The 15,997-nt window shown below is 70.4% G+C and carries 13 protein-coding genes; 4 read left to right on the top strand and 9 right to left on the bottom strand.

Features of this window, described 5'->3' with window-relative positions; genetic code table 11:
• Window positions 1-17: 17 nt before the first annotated feature.
• Window positions 18-1,616, bottom strand: a complete 1,599-nt coding sequence (locus ABNF93_RS02405) for a serine/threonine-protein kinase (RefSeq protein WP_349325823.1) — start codon at window positions 1,614-1,616, stop codon at window positions 18-20.
• 88 nt (window positions 1,617-1,704) lie between these two features.
• Here ABNF93_RS02405 and ABNF93_RS02400 point away from each other — a divergent pair, with 88 nt between their 5' ends.
• Entirely contained in the window at window positions 1,705-3,795 is a 2,091-nt protein-coding gene (locus ABNF93_RS02400; protein ID WP_349325822.1) for a DNA polymerase, read from the top strand.
• A gap of 63 nt (window positions 3,796-3,858) precedes the next feature.
• Window positions 3,859-4,119: a DUF6458 family protein gene (locus ABNF93_RS02395; protein ID WP_349325973.1), complete on the top strand. Its 261-nt coding sequence runs from the start codon at window positions 3,859-3,861 to the stop codon at window positions 4,117-4,119.
• Between the two features lie 96 nt (window positions 4,120-4,215).
• On the opposite strand, the gene ABNF93_RS02390 is transcribed toward ABNF93_RS02395, so the two are convergent.
• On the bottom strand, window positions 4,216-5,043 hold the full coding sequence (locus tag ABNF93_RS02390) for a SigB/SigF/SigG family RNA polymerase sigma factor (protein ID WP_349325821.1): 828 nt from the start codon (window positions 5,041-5,043) through the stop codon (window positions 4,216-4,218).
• 130 nt (window positions 5,044-5,173) lie between these two features.
• A complete protein-coding gene (locus ABNF93_RS02385; RefSeq protein ID WP_349325820.1) occupies window positions 5,174-5,641 on the bottom strand; it encodes a Dps family protein in 468 nt (155 codons plus the stop codon).
• Window positions 5,642-5,882: 241 nt separating this feature from the next.
• On the opposite strand from ABNF93_RS02385, the gene ABNF93_RS02380 reads away from it, so the two are divergent.
• Entirely contained in the window at window positions 5,883-6,707 is an 825-nt protein-coding gene (locus ABNF93_RS02380; protein ID WP_349325819.1) for an MBL fold metallo-hydrolase, read from the top strand.
• Window positions 6,708-6,715: 8 nt separating this feature from the next.
• Here ABNF93_RS02380 and ABNF93_RS02375 read toward each other — a convergent pair whose 3' ends face one another.
• Both ABNF93_RS02375 and ABNF93_RS02370 read right to left on the bottom strand, forming a co-directional pair.
• Window positions 6,716-7,522, bottom strand: coding sequence for an AAA family ATPase (locus ABNF93_RS02375; protein ID WP_349325818.1), 807 nt, complete (start codon window positions 7,520-7,522; stop codon window positions 6,716-6,718).
• Window positions 7,523-7,668: 146 nt separating this feature from the next.
• Window positions 7,669-9,141 carry an HNH endonuclease gene (locus ABNF93_RS02370; protein ID WP_349325817.1) on the bottom strand — a complete coding sequence of 491 codons (1,473 nt, stop codon included), beginning with the start codon at window positions 9,139-9,141 and terminating at the stop codon, window positions 7,669-7,671.
• Between the two features lie 182 nt (window positions 9,142-9,323).
• On the opposite strand from ABNF93_RS02370, the gene ABNF93_RS02365 reads away from it, so the two are divergent.
• Window positions 9,324-10,199 carry an SDR family NAD(P)-dependent oxidoreductase gene (locus ABNF93_RS02365; protein ID WP_349325816.1) on the top strand — a complete coding sequence of 292 codons (876 nt, stop codon included), beginning with the start codon at window positions 9,324-9,326 and terminating at the stop codon, window positions 10,197-10,199.
• Between the two features lie 14 nt (window positions 10,200-10,213).
• Here the strand turns inward: ABNF93_RS02365 and hpnH are convergent, their stop codons facing one another.
• From hpnH to ABNF93_RS02345, 4 genes are all read right to left on the bottom strand, one after another.
• Window positions 10,214-11,224 carry an adenosyl-hopene transferase HpnH gene (gene hpnH / locus ABNF93_RS02360; RefSeq protein WP_349325815.1) on the bottom strand — a complete coding sequence of 337 codons (1,011 nt, stop codon included), beginning with the start codon at window positions 11,222-11,224 and terminating at the stop codon, window positions 10,214-10,216.
• Window positions 11,225-11,226: 2 nt separating this feature from the next.
• The gene (ispH, locus tag ABNF93_RS02355; protein ID WP_349325814.1) at window positions 11,227-12,792 is read right to left on the bottom strand and encodes a 4-hydroxy-3-methylbut-2-enyl diphosphate reductase; all 1,566 of its coding nucleotides are present in this window, start codon (window positions 12,790-12,792) and stop codon (window positions 11,227-11,229) included.
• Between the two features lie 161 nt (window positions 12,793-12,953).
• A complete protein-coding gene (shc, locus tag ABNF93_RS02350; RefSeq protein WP_349325813.1) occupies window positions 12,954-14,918 on the bottom strand; it encodes a squalene--hopene cyclase in 1,965 nt (654 codons plus the stop codon).
• On the bottom strand, window positions 14,918-15,934 hold the full coding sequence (locus tag ABNF93_RS02345; RefSeq protein WP_349325812.1) for a polyprenyl synthetase family protein: 1,017 nt from the start codon (window positions 15,932-15,934) through the stop codon (window positions 14,918-14,920). Before ABNF93_RS02345 ends, shc begins: the two co-directional genes overlap by 1 nt.
• Window positions 15,935-15,997 lie beyond the last annotated feature (63 nt).

Below are 15,997 nucleotides of genomic sequence, written 5' to 3'. Positions count from 1 at the left end.
TGGGCGGTGCGCGGCGGTCAGGGGCTGCGGTCGAACGCCTGTGGACCGTGCCAGGCAAGTGCCGCGCGGAGTTCGCGGACCTCACGTTCCCGCCGACGCCTCCGGCGCTCGTGGGCGACGGGAAAGAGCCGGATTCCACCGTGGTACGTGCGACTGGCGCTGCCGCCCAACGCCCGCGGCGGCATCCACCCAGGGGCCAGCCACACCGCGAGCCACGGACGCGAGCCCTGCTGGACGACCCGGGTGCGGGCGACCGCGTACCACGGCAGCTGCCACCGGTCGCGGCCCTTGGCGACGGTGAGGCCTTCGGTGCTGACCTCCAGGCTGAGCTGCGGGCGCGCGGCGATGTAGAGCAACCGCGCGGCCGTGACGAGGAGCATGACGAACGCGATGAACGCGATGAACGCGACCACAGGCTTCTGGGCATCGCTGGAATCCCGGGCGATGTCGGCGGCGATCAGCGACAGGAAGGCGCTTGCGCCTCCCCAGGCGAGCGCGGTGCCGCGGGAGCTGCCGAAGCGTACGCCCCCGGTGGCGGCGCCGTTGTAAGCGGGCGCGGCGGCCGGTGGCTGCGGCTGTACGGCGTTCCCGGGCTGGAAGAGCTGGGTGTACGGCCTGGTCCGTGTCGGACCGGCGCCCGTCGGACCGGCGCCCGTCGGACCGGCCCCGGTGCCCGGGACCTCCGAAGCGACGACCAGGGCGCTGGACGGTATCGCCCCGGCCGGTCCGGCATGGTCCCGCAGCTGTGTGGCGTACTTCTCCACCAGGGTCTGGACCGGCGGCGGTAGCCATCCGGGCGCCGTCGCCGGCGGGATCTCGGCCCCACCCAGCTCGCTCAGCAACGCGGCGGGTGACGGCCGCAGCGCCGGGTCGCGTCGCAGGCACGCGGCGATCCGCTGGCGCAGCGCATCGGGTACGCCGTCGATCTGGGGTTCGGCGTGCATCGCGCGGTACATGAGGGCGGAGGTCTGCCCATCGCCGAAGGGCCCGTGTCCCGTCGCGGCGTAGACCAGCACCGCTCCCAGCGCGAAGACGTCGCTCGCCGGCCCCACGGCATCGCCCGCGATCTGCTCGGGGGAGAGGAACCCGGGTGTGCCGAGGAAGGTCCCGGTGGCCGTCAGCTTCGCGCACTCGAGCGCCTGGGAGATGCCGAAGTCGATGACGCGTGGCCCGTCGCCGCCCAGCAGGACGTTGGACGGCTTGAGGTCGCGGTGGATGAGGCCGGCCGCGTGGATCGCCGCCAGGGCCTCGGTGAGGCCCGCGGCGAGCCGGCGTACGGCGGACTCGGGCAACGCGCCGTGCTCGGAGACGGCCTGGTGCAGGCTGGGCCCGGCGACGTACTCCGTGGCGAGCCAGGGCCGCTCGGCGTCGGGATCCGCATCGACGACGGCGGCGGTCCAGAAGCCACCGACCGAGCGGGCCATCTCGACCTCGCGGCGGAACCGCTCCCGAAAGTCCGGGTCGTCGGCGAGTTCGGCCCTCGCCATCTTGACCGCGACCGGACGCCCGCCGGGGGAGATGCCGAGGTAGACCGTGCCCATCGCGCCCGAGCCGAGCCGGCTCTGCAGTGCGTACACGCCGATCTGCCGCGGGTCGCCGCTCTGCAATGGCTGCACCGGAAGGATCTCCCACTCCTGACGCCTGCGTCGTCAGGGAGGAGCCTAATCGCCACGGGGTGTCGGTGGGTCGCGCGAGGATGGGCGGGTGCGGCAACCGAGCCTCGGCGGTCAGGTGGTGGACGTCCCGCGGCTCGTCGACGCCCTCATCGCAGCCGGGGTCGGCCCGGGTGAACCGCTGGCGCTCGTCGTGGCGCCGGGGACGGGCGTCGGCGTCGCTGCGACCCCCGACGGTTCCGCCCAGTGGGGCATCGCCGGCGATCCCGCGCGGGTGGTGGGCGAGATCGCCGCGCGGCTGCGGCCGCGGTGGGTGTGGTGGGACGCGCGCACGACCGCCAGGCCGCTGCTCGAGTCCGGCGTACGTCTGACGACATGCTGGGACCTCGCGGCCGTTCACCGGGTGCTCCACGGCGGTCACCGGGGGGACCCGGGCGCCGTGTGGGCGGCCTGTCACGGCCTGCCTGAACCGCCGAGACCGGTCGTACGCCGGGAGGTGACCCTGCTCGACTTCGCCGCGTCCGAGGACGACGAGGCGGTCGCGCCGGCCACCGGCGCCAGCCGGATCAGCCGCGGGATCGATGGCCGGGTCGCCGGCGGGATGGCGGGCGGGGTGGGCGGCGGGATGGCGGGCGGGGTGGGCGGCGGGATCGATGGCGTGGGCGGCGGCGGAATGGGCGGCGGAATGGGCGGCGGAATGGGCGGCGGAGCCGAGGCCGCACTCCGCCCGGACGGCCAGCTCCGCCGCCGGTGGACCGACCGCGACTGGGCATTGGCCGGCGTCCCTCCCACCGGGGCCAACGCCCCCGCCGACGCTGTCGACGCCGCTGACTCCGCCGAGGCTGCAGACCTGCTCGCGGCCGCGCCGACCTGGGCCACCCTCGCCCTGGCGGTCCAGACCCGCCAGGAGCGCGCCCTCCGCGCCCTCCCCGACCCCCGGGCGGCACCACGGCCGCTGCCACTGTCCGTCCTCACCGCGTACGCCGAGTCGGCGGCGGCACTACTCGCACTCGAGCTCGAACACGACGGTCTGCCGATCGACCGGCAAGCCGCGGAGGCGATGATCGCGGAGTTCATCGGTCCGCGTCCCGCCGACGAACAGGAGGCGGTCGCCGTCCGCGAACGCCGGGACGCGGCCGTCCTCGCGCACTTCCCGGCCGGCGTGAGCTGCGACCTGCGCAACCCCGCGCAGGTGCGTGACCTGCTCTCGCGGGTCGGCTTCGCCTATCCCGACACGCGGTCCTGGCGGTTGGAACCGTTCCGGTCGACCCATCGTGGCGTGGCGGCACTGCTCGACTGGCGCAAGGCCGAACGCATCGCCACGACCTACGGCTACGGCTGGCTCGACCGGCACGTCGGGTCCGACGGCCGGCTGCGCGGCGAGTGGGGCGCCGCTGACGCCGCCGCAGGCCGGATGACCGCGTCGGCGGGCCTGCACAACCTTCCGGCGGGGCTGCGGGTCGCGGTCGTGGCCGAGCCGCGCCACACGCTGGTCCGTGCCGACCTCGGCCAGGTCGAGCCACGGGTGCTCGCCGCGGTGTCGGGCGACGCCGGGCTGACGGCCGCGGCGCGCGCCGACGACATGTACGCACCGGTCGCCGCCGCGCTCCGCTGTGACCGGCCGACGGCCAAGGTCGCGGTGCTCGCCGCGATGTACGGCCAGACCTCCGGCGCGGCAGGGGAGGCGCTCAAGCGGATGGAACGCGCCTATCCGGACGCGATCGGTTATCTCCGCGCCGCCGAGCAGGCCGGCAACAACCGCCAGGACGTACGCACGTTCGGCGGCCGGCTCATCCGGTTGGGTTGGCCGGAGGCCACCGAGGAACGCGTCGAGGGCGCTGATGCCGCCTTGGTCCATGACGTGGGGCCGGGCCAGGGTAGCCACGCCGTCACCGGGCACGGCCGGTTCGCTCGCAATGCCGTGGTCCAGGGCGCGGCAGCCGAACTGTTCAAGGCGTGGGCTGCCGCCGTCCGGATCGGGCTGCAGGCTTTCGGCGGCCAGATCGTCCTGTGCCTGCATGACGAGTTGCTCGTCCATGTGCCCGCCGAGCACGCTGAGGCGGCGGCCGGGCTGTTGGCCCGGGCACTGGACTCCACCGCCGGTGTGTGGGCGGCCGGCAGCGGTGTGCGGTTCGTCGCCGACATCACCTGCGTATCCCGCTGGTCCGACGCCAAAGGCTGAGCGCAACGTGTGATCGCCCGCCACCCGGGTAGCTGATCATCAAGGAGGTGGCACATCGTGAGCATGGGCGCAAGCATCTTCCTCATTGCGTTCGGCGCCATCCTGGCCTTCGCGGTGGATGCAGAACCAGACTGGCTCCGCATCAACATCGTGGGCTGGGTGTTGATCGTCACCGGCGTCACCATGTTGGTGCTGACGTTCACCATCTGGTCCAAGCGCCGGCGTGGCACGACCGTGACCCAGCATCAGGTGTTCGAGGACGGCAAGCAGACCAGCTCGGAGCGCAAGGTCTACCAGGACACCACCGCTCCACCACCGGAGTGATCCGGGCGCGAGAAGACCTGCGGAAGCGGGGGTGCCCGCGCTGGCAGTGGCACCCCCGCCTCGACCGTGCTCAGCTGACCTTTCCGGTGACGTGTCTCAGCTGGCCTTCCGGCGCTGTCGCGGGGATGGCCACCTGATCGGACCGTGATTCTCGTCGAGCACTGCCGATCGGATGTTGGCGAGGGTCATCGCGAGCAGTCGCGACACGTGCATCTGCGACATGCCCATCTCCTCGGCGATCTGTGCCTGCGTACGGTCGCCGAAGAACCACAGCGTGAGGATCTTCGCCTCCCGCGGCGGCACCTCGGCGAGGACGTCGCGCACGGCTTCCCGTTGCTCTACCCGGTCGAGCGCGGTGTCCTCGGAGCCGAGCAGGTCGCGGAGTGGCAGGCTGTCGCTGTCGGTTCCGTCAGCGGAGGCGGGGACGTCGAGTGAGAGGGCCGAGTAGGCCGACGCGCTCTCCTGCGCCTGGACGATCTGGTCCTCGCCGACGTCGAGGTGTGCGGCGAGTTCGCGGACGGTGGGCGTCCGCTGCAGCTTGCCGGTCAGCCGGTCGTTCGCCTGCAGCACGGCGTGGTAGAGGTCGTGCAAAGGGCGTGGGATGTGCACCGACCAGCAGTAGTCGCGGAAGTGTCGCCGCAGCTCGCCGAGGATTGTGGGGACGGCGTACGCGGTGAACGGCGATCCGCGGTCGGGGTCGAACCGGTTGGCGGCCTGGACGAGTCCCACCATCGCGACCTGGACGAGTTCGTCGACAGGTTCGCCGCGCCCGGAGTAGCGGTTGGCCAGCCTCCTCGCCAGGTAGAGGTGGTCGAGGACGAGCTGCGCCCGCCAATCGGGTGCCGCTGCCTGGCCGGTTTCGGACTGACCGTGTGCTGACGTGATGTCGTGTACGGAGTGGTCAACGTCGACTGGCGTTGTCATGAGCGAGTCCTCCGTTCGCGCGGGCTCTGGGCTTGAACGTGTTACTTCGCTGTCTTTTGCCCTGCCCAAGTCGCGGCTCGCCCAAACATCGACCTCGCCAACCAGGAAATCCTGCCGGCGGACGCGGTGCTCAGTTGATCTGTGCGGCGAACATCCAGCGGTGCTTCTCGAGGGCGCGCAGGAGCTCGATGAGGATGTCCTGGCTTACCTGGTCGATCTCGTCGAGTGGTTCCAGGGCGGCCCGCGCACGGCTGATCGCCGCGTCGATCTGGTCGACGATCGCGCTCACCACCTTGTCGTCGCTCAGGAACCCTTCGTCGAACTCAGGGAGTTCGGTGGTCTGTGACACCGTGGCTGGACGGCCGTCGACCGCGACGTCGAGGGCGACCAGCCGTTCGGCCACGTCGTCGGACAGCCTGCGCACGTCGTCGACGAGGGTGTCGAGCTGTTCGTGCACCTGGGTGAAGTGGCGGCCCTGCACGTGCCAGTGCGCCTGCTTCACGTTCAGCAACAGGGCGATCAGGTCGACGAGAACGGGCTGGAGAAGTCCGCCCACGTCCCTGCCCGCTACCGGGATGACACTGTTGTCGGCATTCACGAAGAACCTCCTCAGGCTGCGTGGACGCGATGCGTGTGTCCGTGCATCGATGTCCCCTACCCCACCCTGACCGCTGAAACACGAAGACACCGCGTTGATGGCGCCTGACTCCGGTCGCAGGTCGTAGGGCGATGGGAGCAGTGCTGATCCGACCTGCGACCGAGGACCGCGTTCCGGCGTTGCCCTAGCGTCGGCGGTCGGACGTGGCAGGAAACCGGTGCCAGGTAAAGGGAGGGCGTTCGTGACGGTCTGGATCTGCGCCACCTGTGCGGTCGAACACTCCGACACCGCTCAGCCGCCGGCGACGTGTGCGATCTGTGCGGACGAACGTCAGTACGTGCTGCCCGTGGGGCAGCAGTGGACGTCGCTGGACGAACTGGCAGCGGCTGGCCACCGGGTCCGGGTCGAGGCAGTCGAGCCGGACCTGTTCGGTGTCAGGGTGCGGCCGCAGGTCGGGATCGGTCAGCAGGCGTGGCTGCTGCGTACTCCTGAGGGCAACCTGCTGTGGGATCCGACCGGTTTCGTGGACGCCGCCGGGGCGGATCGGCTTCGCGAGCTCGGCGGTGTCGCCGCCATCGCGGCCAGTCATCCGCACATGTTCGGTGTCCAGGTCGAATGGAGCCGTGCCCTCAGCGGTGTGCCGGTTCTCGTCGCGGCGGCTGACAGGCAGTGGCTGCAGCGGACCGACCCGGTTGTGGAGTACTGGTCTGGTACGTACGACCTGTTTCCCGGCGTCACGCTGGTGCAGTGTGGTGGGCACTTCGCGGGGAGCGCGGCGGCGCACTGGGCGGGAGGTGCCGACGGGCGTGGAGTGCTACTGGCCGGTGACACCATCGCGCCGACGCCGGACCAGCGGTGGGCCTCGTTCATGCGGAGTTATCCGAACAACATCCCGCTGTCGGCCGCCGCCGTGGAACGGGTCGTCGGCGCGGTGGAGCCGTACGACTTCGATCGGCTCTACGGCAACTTCGGCGGCATGGTGGCGCGGGACGCGAAGGCCGCGGTACGCAGGTCGGCCGATCGCTACATCGGTTGGATCAGCGGTGCGTTCGACGCGGACACGTGAGTGGCGGTCTACGGGTCGATGACGTGGCGCAGGTAGCTGTGGGGGTTGCTGAGATATGCCTTCCAGTGGTCGACGAGCGCGAGCCGGTCCCAGCTGGTGCGGCGGATTCCGTGGTCGCCGACCTCGATGATGTCCGCGTCGGGCGTCGCAGCCAGGACGGGTGAGTGGGTGGCGCAGACGACCTGCGCGCCGGTCTTGCCGAGCTGGTGCATCAGCGCGACCAGGCGTAGGCAGGACGTGAACGACAGGGCGGCCTCGGGCTCGTCCATGACGTAGAAGCCCGGCTGGGCGAACATCGCATCGAAGACGGTCAGGAAGCCCTCGCCGTGGGACATCGCCATCACATCCTCGTCCCAGTAGCCAGGGATACCGAGTCCGGTGACGGTCTCCAGGAGCCCGAACGCGGTCTCCGCCCGCAGAAAGAAGCCCTTCTTCCTGCGCCGCGGACCTGTCATCATCTTCGATCCGGTGGGTGTGAGGTCGAGCTGGAGGACCTCGCCGAGCGGCGTCTTCTCGCGATCGTTGGCGTACTTGCGGCCGGCACGCCCACCCCGTGCGTCCAGCCCGAACGCCTCGGCGAGCGCCTCCGCCAGGGTGGACTTTCCGGACCCGTTCTCACCGACGAGAAACGTGACGGGCTTTTCGAACACGAGCCCGTGCTCGGCGAGTTCCGCGACGCACGGCACCGTGAACGGCCAGCCGTCGGCGGTGGTGCCGGCGGTGTCGGCGCGGTCAGCATGCAGGTGGTCTGGCACGAATGCGCGGCGGACGAGCACGATCATGTCCTTGAAGATCAGCGGGAGAAGATCACGCATATCGACTTGGGCGCTGCCAGCCTACTGGCGCAGTTTTTGGGCTTTGCGCGCCTTCCTGGCTGCAGATGGGCACGCCGGCGTACGTCCACGCCGTCGCACCTCCATGCCGGCGTACCTACACCGGTGTCAGTTCGCGTCGGGCGTTGCTAGCCGACGTGGCGTTCCCCGCCGCCTGGGACGGGATCGGGTCTTCGTTCGTAGCGGTGGCCAAGTGGGCTCCGGACCCTGAAGACGCCCTGCTCGGGTTGGATCCACCACCATCGGCCCTCGTGTTTTGCGCGATGGTGCCGTCGGCAGAGTGTTGCCAGGTTGCAGACGCACGTGGGACCGCCGAGTCGGTGCTCCATCGTGTGGTCGGCGTCGCAGCGTTTGCCAGGTCGGAGGCAGCCGGGTTGTCGGCAGGTGCGATCTCGGGCCCGGACGAATTCCTGCTGGGCCTTGGTGGGCCGGTAGGCACCGCGACCATGGACGACGACGGCGCCGTCATGAGTCGCAGTGTGGGAATACTCGAAGCCGGCGTGCGCGGCCTTCATGATTTCGGCGAGCACCTCGGCCGGCACGGGCCCGAACCCCACCAGCTCACCCGGCTCGCGTCCCGCACGGCCGGCACTGCCGGCACTGCCGGCACTGGTCGGCGCACATCCGCTGGTTGGCGGATCGCTGACTGCGGGGTTGCTGGTTGCCGGGTCGTTGTCTGCAGCATCGGCGTGGTCTGCGGGTCCGTCGTCGCGGGCCGGTGCGTCGTGGTCCGCGGTCGCCTCGCCGGCAACGCGGCAATCCGCCGCCAGGCGCAGCCAGGTTTCGAGGGGCGCGACGAGTTCGACCTTGGGTACGACGCCGTGCGTGTCGAGGTGATGACCCTGAAGCAGGTTGAGGTACACGTCCGCCTCGATCTGCGTGAGGGTTCGCTCGCCGTCTGCCTCGTCGTGGATGGCCTTCGCGACCGCCTTCACGAACGCCTCGGCCGCGGCGACGCCCTCCAACGGAAGCTGGTAGCCGCCGATCTCGCCGGTCCCCTCACAGCCTGTGCCGAATCTCACCCGGCGCTCCTCGGTCGTTCGTCTGCGGCGTTCCTCCGCTCCGTCGGGGTCGAGCGCCAGGACCTTGGCCCGCAACCGTCGACTGATCTGCTGCTTGGTCAACCCTGGCGCGAGGGGAAGGATGAATGCCTCTGCCTGCAGGGCAAGCTCGGGTGAGAGACTCGCGGTCTCGGCCGCGATCTCCTTGGCCTTGGCCAGGTCGATCCGCCCTGCGTCGAGCGCGGCCCGCGTGCCGGGGAGTCGTTCAGTGAGTTCGTATGCGAAGGAGAGTTCGCGGTCAGCTGATCCCGGCGACATGGTGAGGGCGGCACCGATCTCGGCGGAGGCGAACTCGGTGAAGTGCTTCGTCAACTCGGGCGCCGAGTCGACCATGCATTCGGGCGAGCGCGCGACGAGTGTCATCACGTCGTACATCTGGCACGACGCCCACGAGGACTGGCGTTGCCACGCCTGCATCACGATCACCCGGGCGTAGCCGTTGAGCATTGTCGGATCGATGCCGGCCAGGACGGCGGCAAGGTCGGGCCCCGGCGCCACTTCCTTCAGCGCCGACAGGTCGAGTACCCTGCTGTCGAACATGTCATCGAGTATAGCGTAATGATCACGGCGGTGCGGAACAGAAGGCCCTTGTGCAGCAGGCTCTCTGTTCGCCACGAGCGAACACGACGGATTCCTGCAAGCGGTGATGTCGGGCCGGCTGGTATTCGACAGCAACGGTGAGGTCCCACGTCGGGTGATGGCGACGTGGAAGGCTGGCCGGCATGGATGTGGCTGGTGCGTACGGCGTCGTGACTGGCGCGTCGAGCGGGATCGGGCGGGCGGTCGCGCTTAGGCTCGCCGGCCTGGGATGTCGCCTGGTCCTCGTCGGCCGGGACAAGGAACGCCTGGACGAGCTCGCCGGGCGCACGGGGGGCGAAGTGCGCATCGCCGATTTCGCCGATGAGGAGAGCGTCGCCGCGCTTGCGTCCTGGTTGGCCGCGCTCGATCCGGTGCCGGACATTCTCCTCAACAATGCCGGCATCGGTGCCGTCGCTGACGCGGCGACTGGCGACGGCGAACAGCTCCCCGGCTACGACGACGCCACCGGCAACGACCTCGGCTCAGGCGTTGACTTCGGCTCCGGCGTCGGCCGCGCCCTCCGTGGCGCCGAGCTCGAACGCCTGCTGGCCGTCAATCTCCGTGCGCCAATAGCGCTCACCAGGGCGGTGCTTCCCGGCATGCTCCGCCGCGGCAGCGGCCATCTCGGCTACGTCAGCTCGATCGCCGCGCTTCTCGGCGTGCCACGCGAGTCGAGCTACGCGGTTGTCAAGGCAGCCTTGCATGCGTACGGCAGAAGTCTGCACGCGGAAGTCACCTCTCGCGGTGTCGGCGTCAGCGTCGTCGCGCCCGGCATCGTCGACACGGAGTTCTTCGACCGAAGGGGAGTGCCTTATGTCCGGCGGTTCCCGCGTCCGATCTCACCTGACCGGGTGGCGGCGCGGATCGTTCGTGCGATCGAACGCGAGCGGGCCGAGGTGATCGTCCCGCGCTGGCTCCGTATCCCCGTCGCGCTACAGGCGGTCGCGCCGACGACGTACGCCCGACTCGCCGGTCGTCATGCCAGCTCGCGATCGTCACCGTCGCCGCGACGATCATGAACTGGCGCCAGGGCTCAGCGGCCGGTGACGGCGCGGAGGGACTCGCGCAGGGAACTCATCGTGGCGAGTACGGCGGTCGGTTCGTAGCCACAGTGGGCCATGCAGTTGGCACACCGGTCGTCCCGACCACGGCCGTAACGCTCCCAGTCGGTCTCCTCGACGAGTTCGCGGTAGGTCGCGGCATAGCCGTCAGCCATCAGGTAGCACGGCCGCTGCCAACCGTAGAGCGAGTACGACGGAATTCCCCATGCCGTGCACGAAAAGTCCCGACGTCCCTCGAGAAAGTCCAGGAACAACGGCGAATGGTTCAGCCGCCACCGCCGCCGGTTGCCTCCCGCGAAGGCCTTGCGAAACAGCTCGCGCGTCTGCGTCACCCCGAGAAAGTGGTCCTGGTCCGGCGCCTTCTCATAGGCGTACGCCGGCGAGATCATCATCTGGTCGACCCGGAGATCGTCGTTGAGGAAGTTGAGCACGTCGATGACGTTCTGCGGTGTGTCGTTGGTAAAGAACGTGGTGTTGGTGGTGACCCGGAAGCCCTTGTCCTGAAGGAATCTCACGGCCGCCACAGCCTCGTCGAAGACTCCGTCGGCGCACACGGACTCGTCATGGCGTTCGCGCAGCCCGTCGATGTGGACGGCGAACGCGAAGAACCGGGACGGAACGAAGGAGAACCGGTCCCACCACTTGCGCAGCAGCACGGCGTTGGTGCACAGGAAGACGTACTTCTTGCGCCGCACCAACTCGTTCACCAGCGTGTCGATCTGCGGGTGCATCAGCGGTTCGCCGCCAGCGATCGACACCATCGGCGTACCGCATTCGTCCATGGCGGCAAGGGCTTGCTCCACCGGCATCCGGCGCCGCAGCTCGTCGGCCGGATGCTGGATCTTCCCGCATCCAGCACAGGCGAGGTTGCAGGCGAAGAGCGGTTCGAGCTCGACCAGGAGGGGGAACTTCTCCCGACCACGCAGCCGCTGGGTGGCCAGGTAGCGCGCCATCCGCAGGCTCTGCCGCATCGGCATCCCCATCCTCAGCGCACCTCTTTCGGCAACATGAAGCGGATGTCCTCGCGGGTGACCTCGCGTTCCTCGACGACCAGCGGGCCGAGCCCGCCGAGCGCGTCGACCACGCTGTCGACGAGCTCGGTGGGTGCTGAGGCGCCCGCGGTCACCGCCACGGTGTCGGCGGTCGCGAGCCAGTCGAGGTCGATCCCGGACGCGTCGTCGACCAGGTGCGCCGGAGTGCCGAGGCGTTCGGCGGTCTCGACCAGCCGGTTGGAGTTGGAGGAGTTGGCCGACCCCACCACGAGAACGACGTCGGCCTCGTGGGCTACCGACCGGAGTGCGCGCTGGCGGTTGGTCGTCGCGTAACAGATGTCGTCGGACCCGGGTGCGGAAAGCGCCGGAAAGCGTTCGTGCAGGACGGCGAGGATCCCCGCCACCTCGTCGACCGCCAGCGTGGTCTGGACGAGATAGGACACGTGGTGAGGATCGGGCACCCGGACCCGGCGCGCGTCGTCTCGATCCTCGACGAGGAGCATCTTGTCCGGGCGTTCGCCCATCGTGCCGTCGGTCTCCTCATGACCAGCGTGCCCGATGAACAGCACCGTGTCTCCGCGATCGGCGAAACGGCGTGCCTCGCTGTGCACCTTCGCCACCAGCGGGCACGTGGCGTCGACGACGCCGAGGCCGCGCCTGTCCGCCGTGTCGCGTACGTCTGGAGACACCCCGTGGGCGGAGAACACCACCGTCGCGTCGGCGGGCACCTCGTCCAACTCGTCGACGAACACCGCGCCGAGACCTTCCAGACGTCGTACGACATGGGCGTTGTGCACGATCTGCTTGCGGACGTAGACAGGTGGTCCGTTCTGGGCAAGCACTCTCTCCACGATGTCGATCGCCCGCTCGACCCCCGCGCAGAACGACCGTGGCGAGGCGAGAAGCACCCGCCGGGAGGGCCGTAGCGCCGACCCCCACGCGTCGAGGGCGGGTACGACGAAACCAAGAACCCGCAGGGCCGTCCGCAGATGCCCGAGCGTCGCCGGACGCAGCAACCGTTCCTCGGCCGGGTCGGCGATCACGCGTACACAGGCGGTGGGCGAGGGTCTCGGGGTCCCCTCGAGAACGTGGCGCTCGCGGAGCGTATCCGTGGGATGAGACAGCAGCCACGCGGATTCCATGTCGACCGCGAGCGCCCCGGTCGCGTGCAGGTCCGCGCGGGAGGATCCCGACACGACGTGGTGCGCGCTCACCACCGGACCGGTGTGGACCGCCGAGCCGGCGCGTCGCAGTTCGTGCGTACGCTCGAGTGCGCCCGCGAGCAGCGGCGCGCTCGGGCAGGAGACCACTGCGCCGTCCGCGCCGTCGCGCACCTCGGTCGCCACCACCACGTCACCCGGGCGCAGGTCCGGCGACAGTCCGCCCGCGATTCCGGCGACCGCGATCCCCGCCGCCGTGCGTAGGTCCGCCGAGCCCGCGGCCTGCTCCGACCGCGACCTGCCCACGCCCGTGCGCAGAACGACGCCGGCACCCAGCCCGCGTCGCAGGCGTCGCGCCTCCGCGTGGGTCGGTGCGCAGACGACGTACTGTCGCGGCATCTCCTGCCTCCTCTCGGGCGTTCCAGTCATCGGCCTCCTGCCAGCCAGGCCTCCTACCGGCCGGACCCCACACCACCCCGGCCTCCCACCGGCCGGGCGCGGCACCCAGTCGGGCCCCATGTCGTCTGGACCTCACACCAGCCGGATGTCATGTGCCGCCGTTACATCGGCCCGCCGCCCCAGGTGGACCGGCCGAGCAGCCGGCCGAGGGCGCTGATCGGGAACACCATCCGGTAGAGGTGGTAGTTGATGTAGAAGTCGCCTGGAAACCCCGTACCCGTGAACTGCGGCTCGTCCCAGCTGCCGTCATCACGCTGCGAGGCCACCAGCCACGACATGCCCCGCATGGCCGCGTCGGAATCCTCCCGGTCGCCGGCGTGCAGGGCGAGCAGAGCCCAGGCGGTCTGCGAGGCCGTCGACGGACCGAGCCCCCGCCACGCGGGATCGTCGTAGGACCGGAGGTCCTCGCCCCATCCGCCGTCGTCGTTCTGGTGCTCCTCGATCCAGGTGAGCGCGCGGTGGACGGCCCGGTGGCTCCGCGACACACCGGCCGCGACGAGGGCCGGTACGACGGCGCCCGTTCCGTACACGTGGTTGGCTCCCCAGCGGCCGAACCACGACCCGTCGTCCTCCTGGTGGTCGAAGAGCCAGCGCACCGCCCGCCGCACCGTACGTTCCTGGGCGAGGCCCTCGCGGGCGAACATCTCGACGATGTGCGCCGTGACGTCGGCGCTCGGCGGGTCGATCACCGCGCCGAAGTCGCAGAACGGAAGCTGGTAGGCAAGCTCGCGGGTGTTGTCGGCGTCGAAGGCGCCCCACCCGCCGTCCTTGCACTGCATCGCCCGCAGCCAGGCCAGCGCCCGGCCCACGGCGTCGTCGACTTCGGGGACCGCGGCCGTACGCCGCAGACCGAGCACGACCTCCGCCGTGTCGTCGGTGTCGGGGTAGAGGTCGTTGTCGAACTCGAATGCCCAACCGCCGGCGGGCGCGGTTGGGCGGCGTACGACGTAGTCGCCGCGGACCCGGATCTCCTCGCCGAGCAGCCAGTCGCGGGCCCGCACCATGGCCGGCCGGTCGGCCGGGACGCCGGCGTCGCCCAGCCCGACGAGTGCGAGCGCGGTGTCCCACACCGGTGACTGGCAGGCCTCGATCCGCCGGACCGGGCCCTCCGGGCCGTCGGACCGGATCGTGAAGCGTTCCCACCCGGCGATGCCGGACGCCAGCACCGGATGGTCCAACGGGTAACCGAGCGCGTGCAGCGCCATCAGCGAATAGACCCAGGGCGGTTGGATGCCGCCCCACGAGCCGTCCTTCTCCTGCCGGGCGATGATCCACTCCGCCGACCGGCGCATCGCCTGCCGCCGCAGCGGAGTCAGCGGGCGGCGTTCGTACCCGTGCAGCAGTCGGTCGAGCCAACCGAACGCACCCTTCCAACTGGTCAGCGGGTGAGGCGGGCGGGCGGCGCGGGCACCGGACCGCAGCTCGCGTGTGGTCACCCCCAGGTCCCGTCGCGGTCGCAACGCGCCGAGAATCGTCAGCGGTACGACGGTCTGGCGCGCCCAGCATGCCCAGTCGTAGAGGTTGAACGGCACCCAGTTCGGCAGGAACACCAGCTCCGGCGGCATCGCCGGCACGTCGTCCCAGCTCCACTCCCCGAACAGCGCCAGCCAGATCCGGGTGAAGACGCGGGTGCGTTCGAGGCCGCCGCCGGCGAGGACGAACTCCCGGGCGAGTGCCATGTGCGCTGCTTCGGGGTCGTCGCCGGCCAGCTTCAGCGCGACGTACGCCTCAGCTGTCGTCGACAGATCGCCGGGTCCGAACCAGGAGTTCGCCCAGGACCCGTCGGCCCGCTGCCGGCCGCGGATGAAGCGCGCGCTCTCCTCGGTCTGTTCTGGCGTACGGATACCGAGGAACTGCCGCATCAGCAGGTCCTCGGCGTCCATCGTCACGTTCGTCTCCAGCTCGCCCTTCCACCAGCCGCCGGGATCCTGGAGCCCCAGCAGGTGGTCGACAGCCCGGTCGAGGGCGGCGTCCGCCTGGTGGAGGAGCGCGGAACGGTCCGCTCGACGTCGGTGCGCGACGACGGCTTCGCCGGATCGCCGACTGGAACGCGAGGTCGTCGTCATCAGCGGTCCCGCCCTCTCAGCTGCTGGGCCACTGCGGTCAGCTCCCTCTCGACCTCCTGGTGCAGGCCGAGCGGAGCCAGGGCGTCGATGCCCGCGGCGAGTTGCCGGTCCGCTTCGGCTTCGGTCCATGTCCGGCCGCCGGCCTCCTCGATCCAGGCGGCGGCGTCGGTGAGCTCGGCGTCGGTGAGGGGAGTGGGCTTCGCGTAGAGCTCCCGGAGCTTCCCACCCGCCGCGGTCTCGGACGTGAGCGCGACGACGACGGGCACCGTCTTCTTGCGTGTACGCAGGTCCGACAGGACCGGCTTGCCGGTCACGGCCGGGTCTCCCCAGATCCCCAACAGGTCATCGGTGAGCTGGAACGCCATGCCCACGTGGTCGCCGAACTCCGACAGTCCACTGCACAACGGCGCCGGCGCACCGACAAGGACGGCACCGAGGGACGCCGAACACGCGAGCAGCGCCCCGGTCTTGTCCGCCGCCATCGCGAGGCACTCGGTGAGGTTCACGTCGTCGCGCTTCTCGAACGCGACGTCCGCGCTCTGGCCGGCGATGAGCCGCCGGACCGTCCCACCCACCCTGCGGACGGCAGCCGGGACCGTGTCCGAGGCCACGTCGGCCAGGACCTCGTTCGCGAGGGAGAGGAGTGCGTCGCCGGCGAGGATCGCGTCGGACGTCCCGAAGCGGGCCCACACGGTCGGCCGGTGCCGGCGTTCGGTGTCACCGTCGATCACGTCGTCGTGCAGGAGGGAGAAGTTGTGCACCAGTTCGCACGCGACGGCGGCGGGAACGCCCTCAGCCGGCGGTGCCTCCGCCGCGACCGCCGAGAGGAGCGCGAGCGTCGACCGGACGCCCTTGCCGGCGTTGCCACCACGGGTACGGCCGTCGGCGTCCCAGAAACCGAGGTGGTAGCCGGCCGTGAGCCGCGTCGCGGCATCGAGACGGTCGATGGCCTTGCGCAGGGCGGGGTCCACCAGCCGGCGCGTGTCGATGCTGAACCGGTCCGAGGTCAGGGTCATGGGACCTCCTTCGTCGGTCCCATGACCAAGGTGCTGTGCTTATGTATGACCTCACTTCGTTCG

Source organism: Actinopolymorpha sp. B9G3, from assembly GCF_040120725.1.
Classification (GTDB): domain Bacteria; phylum Actinomycetota; class Actinomycetes; order Propionibacteriales; family Actinopolymorphaceae; genus Thermasporomyces.
Note: the sequence above shows the minus strand (reverse complement) of the source record. Positions and strands in the feature narration are given on the sequence as shown.

Excerpts from the sequence above, each read along its gene's own strand:
- shc (WP_349325813.1), bottom strand. The coding sequence starts at position 14,918 with ATGACGACGACCTCGCGTTCCAGTCGGCGATCCGGCGAAGCCGTCGTC.
- ABNF93_RS02345 (WP_349325812.1), bottom strand. The coding sequence starts at position 15,934 with ATGACCCTGACCTCGGACCGGTTCAGCATCGACACGCGCCGGCTGGTG.
- hpnH (WP_349325815.1), bottom strand. The coding sequence starts at position 11,224 with ATGGGGATGCCGATGCGGCAGAGCCTGCGGATGGCGCGCTACCTGGCC.
- ABNF93_RS02370 (WP_349325817.1), bottom strand. The coding sequence starts at position 9,141 with ATGTTCGACAGCAGGGTACTCGACCTGTCGGCGCTGAAGGAAGTGGCG.
- ispH (WP_349325814.1), bottom strand. The coding sequence starts at position 12,792 with ATGCCGCGACAGTACGTCGTCTGCGCACCGACCCACGCGGAGGCGCGA.
- ABNF93_RS02375 (WP_349325818.1), bottom strand. The coding sequence starts at position 7,522 with ATGCGTGATCTTCTCCCGCTGATCTTCAAGGACATGATCGTGCTCGTC.
- ABNF93_RS02390 (WP_349325821.1), bottom strand. The coding sequence starts at position 5,043 with ATGACAACGCCAGTCGACGTTGACCACTCCGTACACGACATCACGTCA.
- ABNF93_RS02395 (WP_349325973.1), top strand. The coding sequence starts at position 3,859 with ATGGGCGCAAGCATCTTCCTCATTGCGTTCGGCGCCATCCTGGCCTTC.
- ABNF93_RS02365 (WP_349325816.1), top strand. The coding sequence starts at position 9,324 with ATGGATGTGGCTGGTGCGTACGGCGTCGTGACTGGCGCGTCGAGCGGG.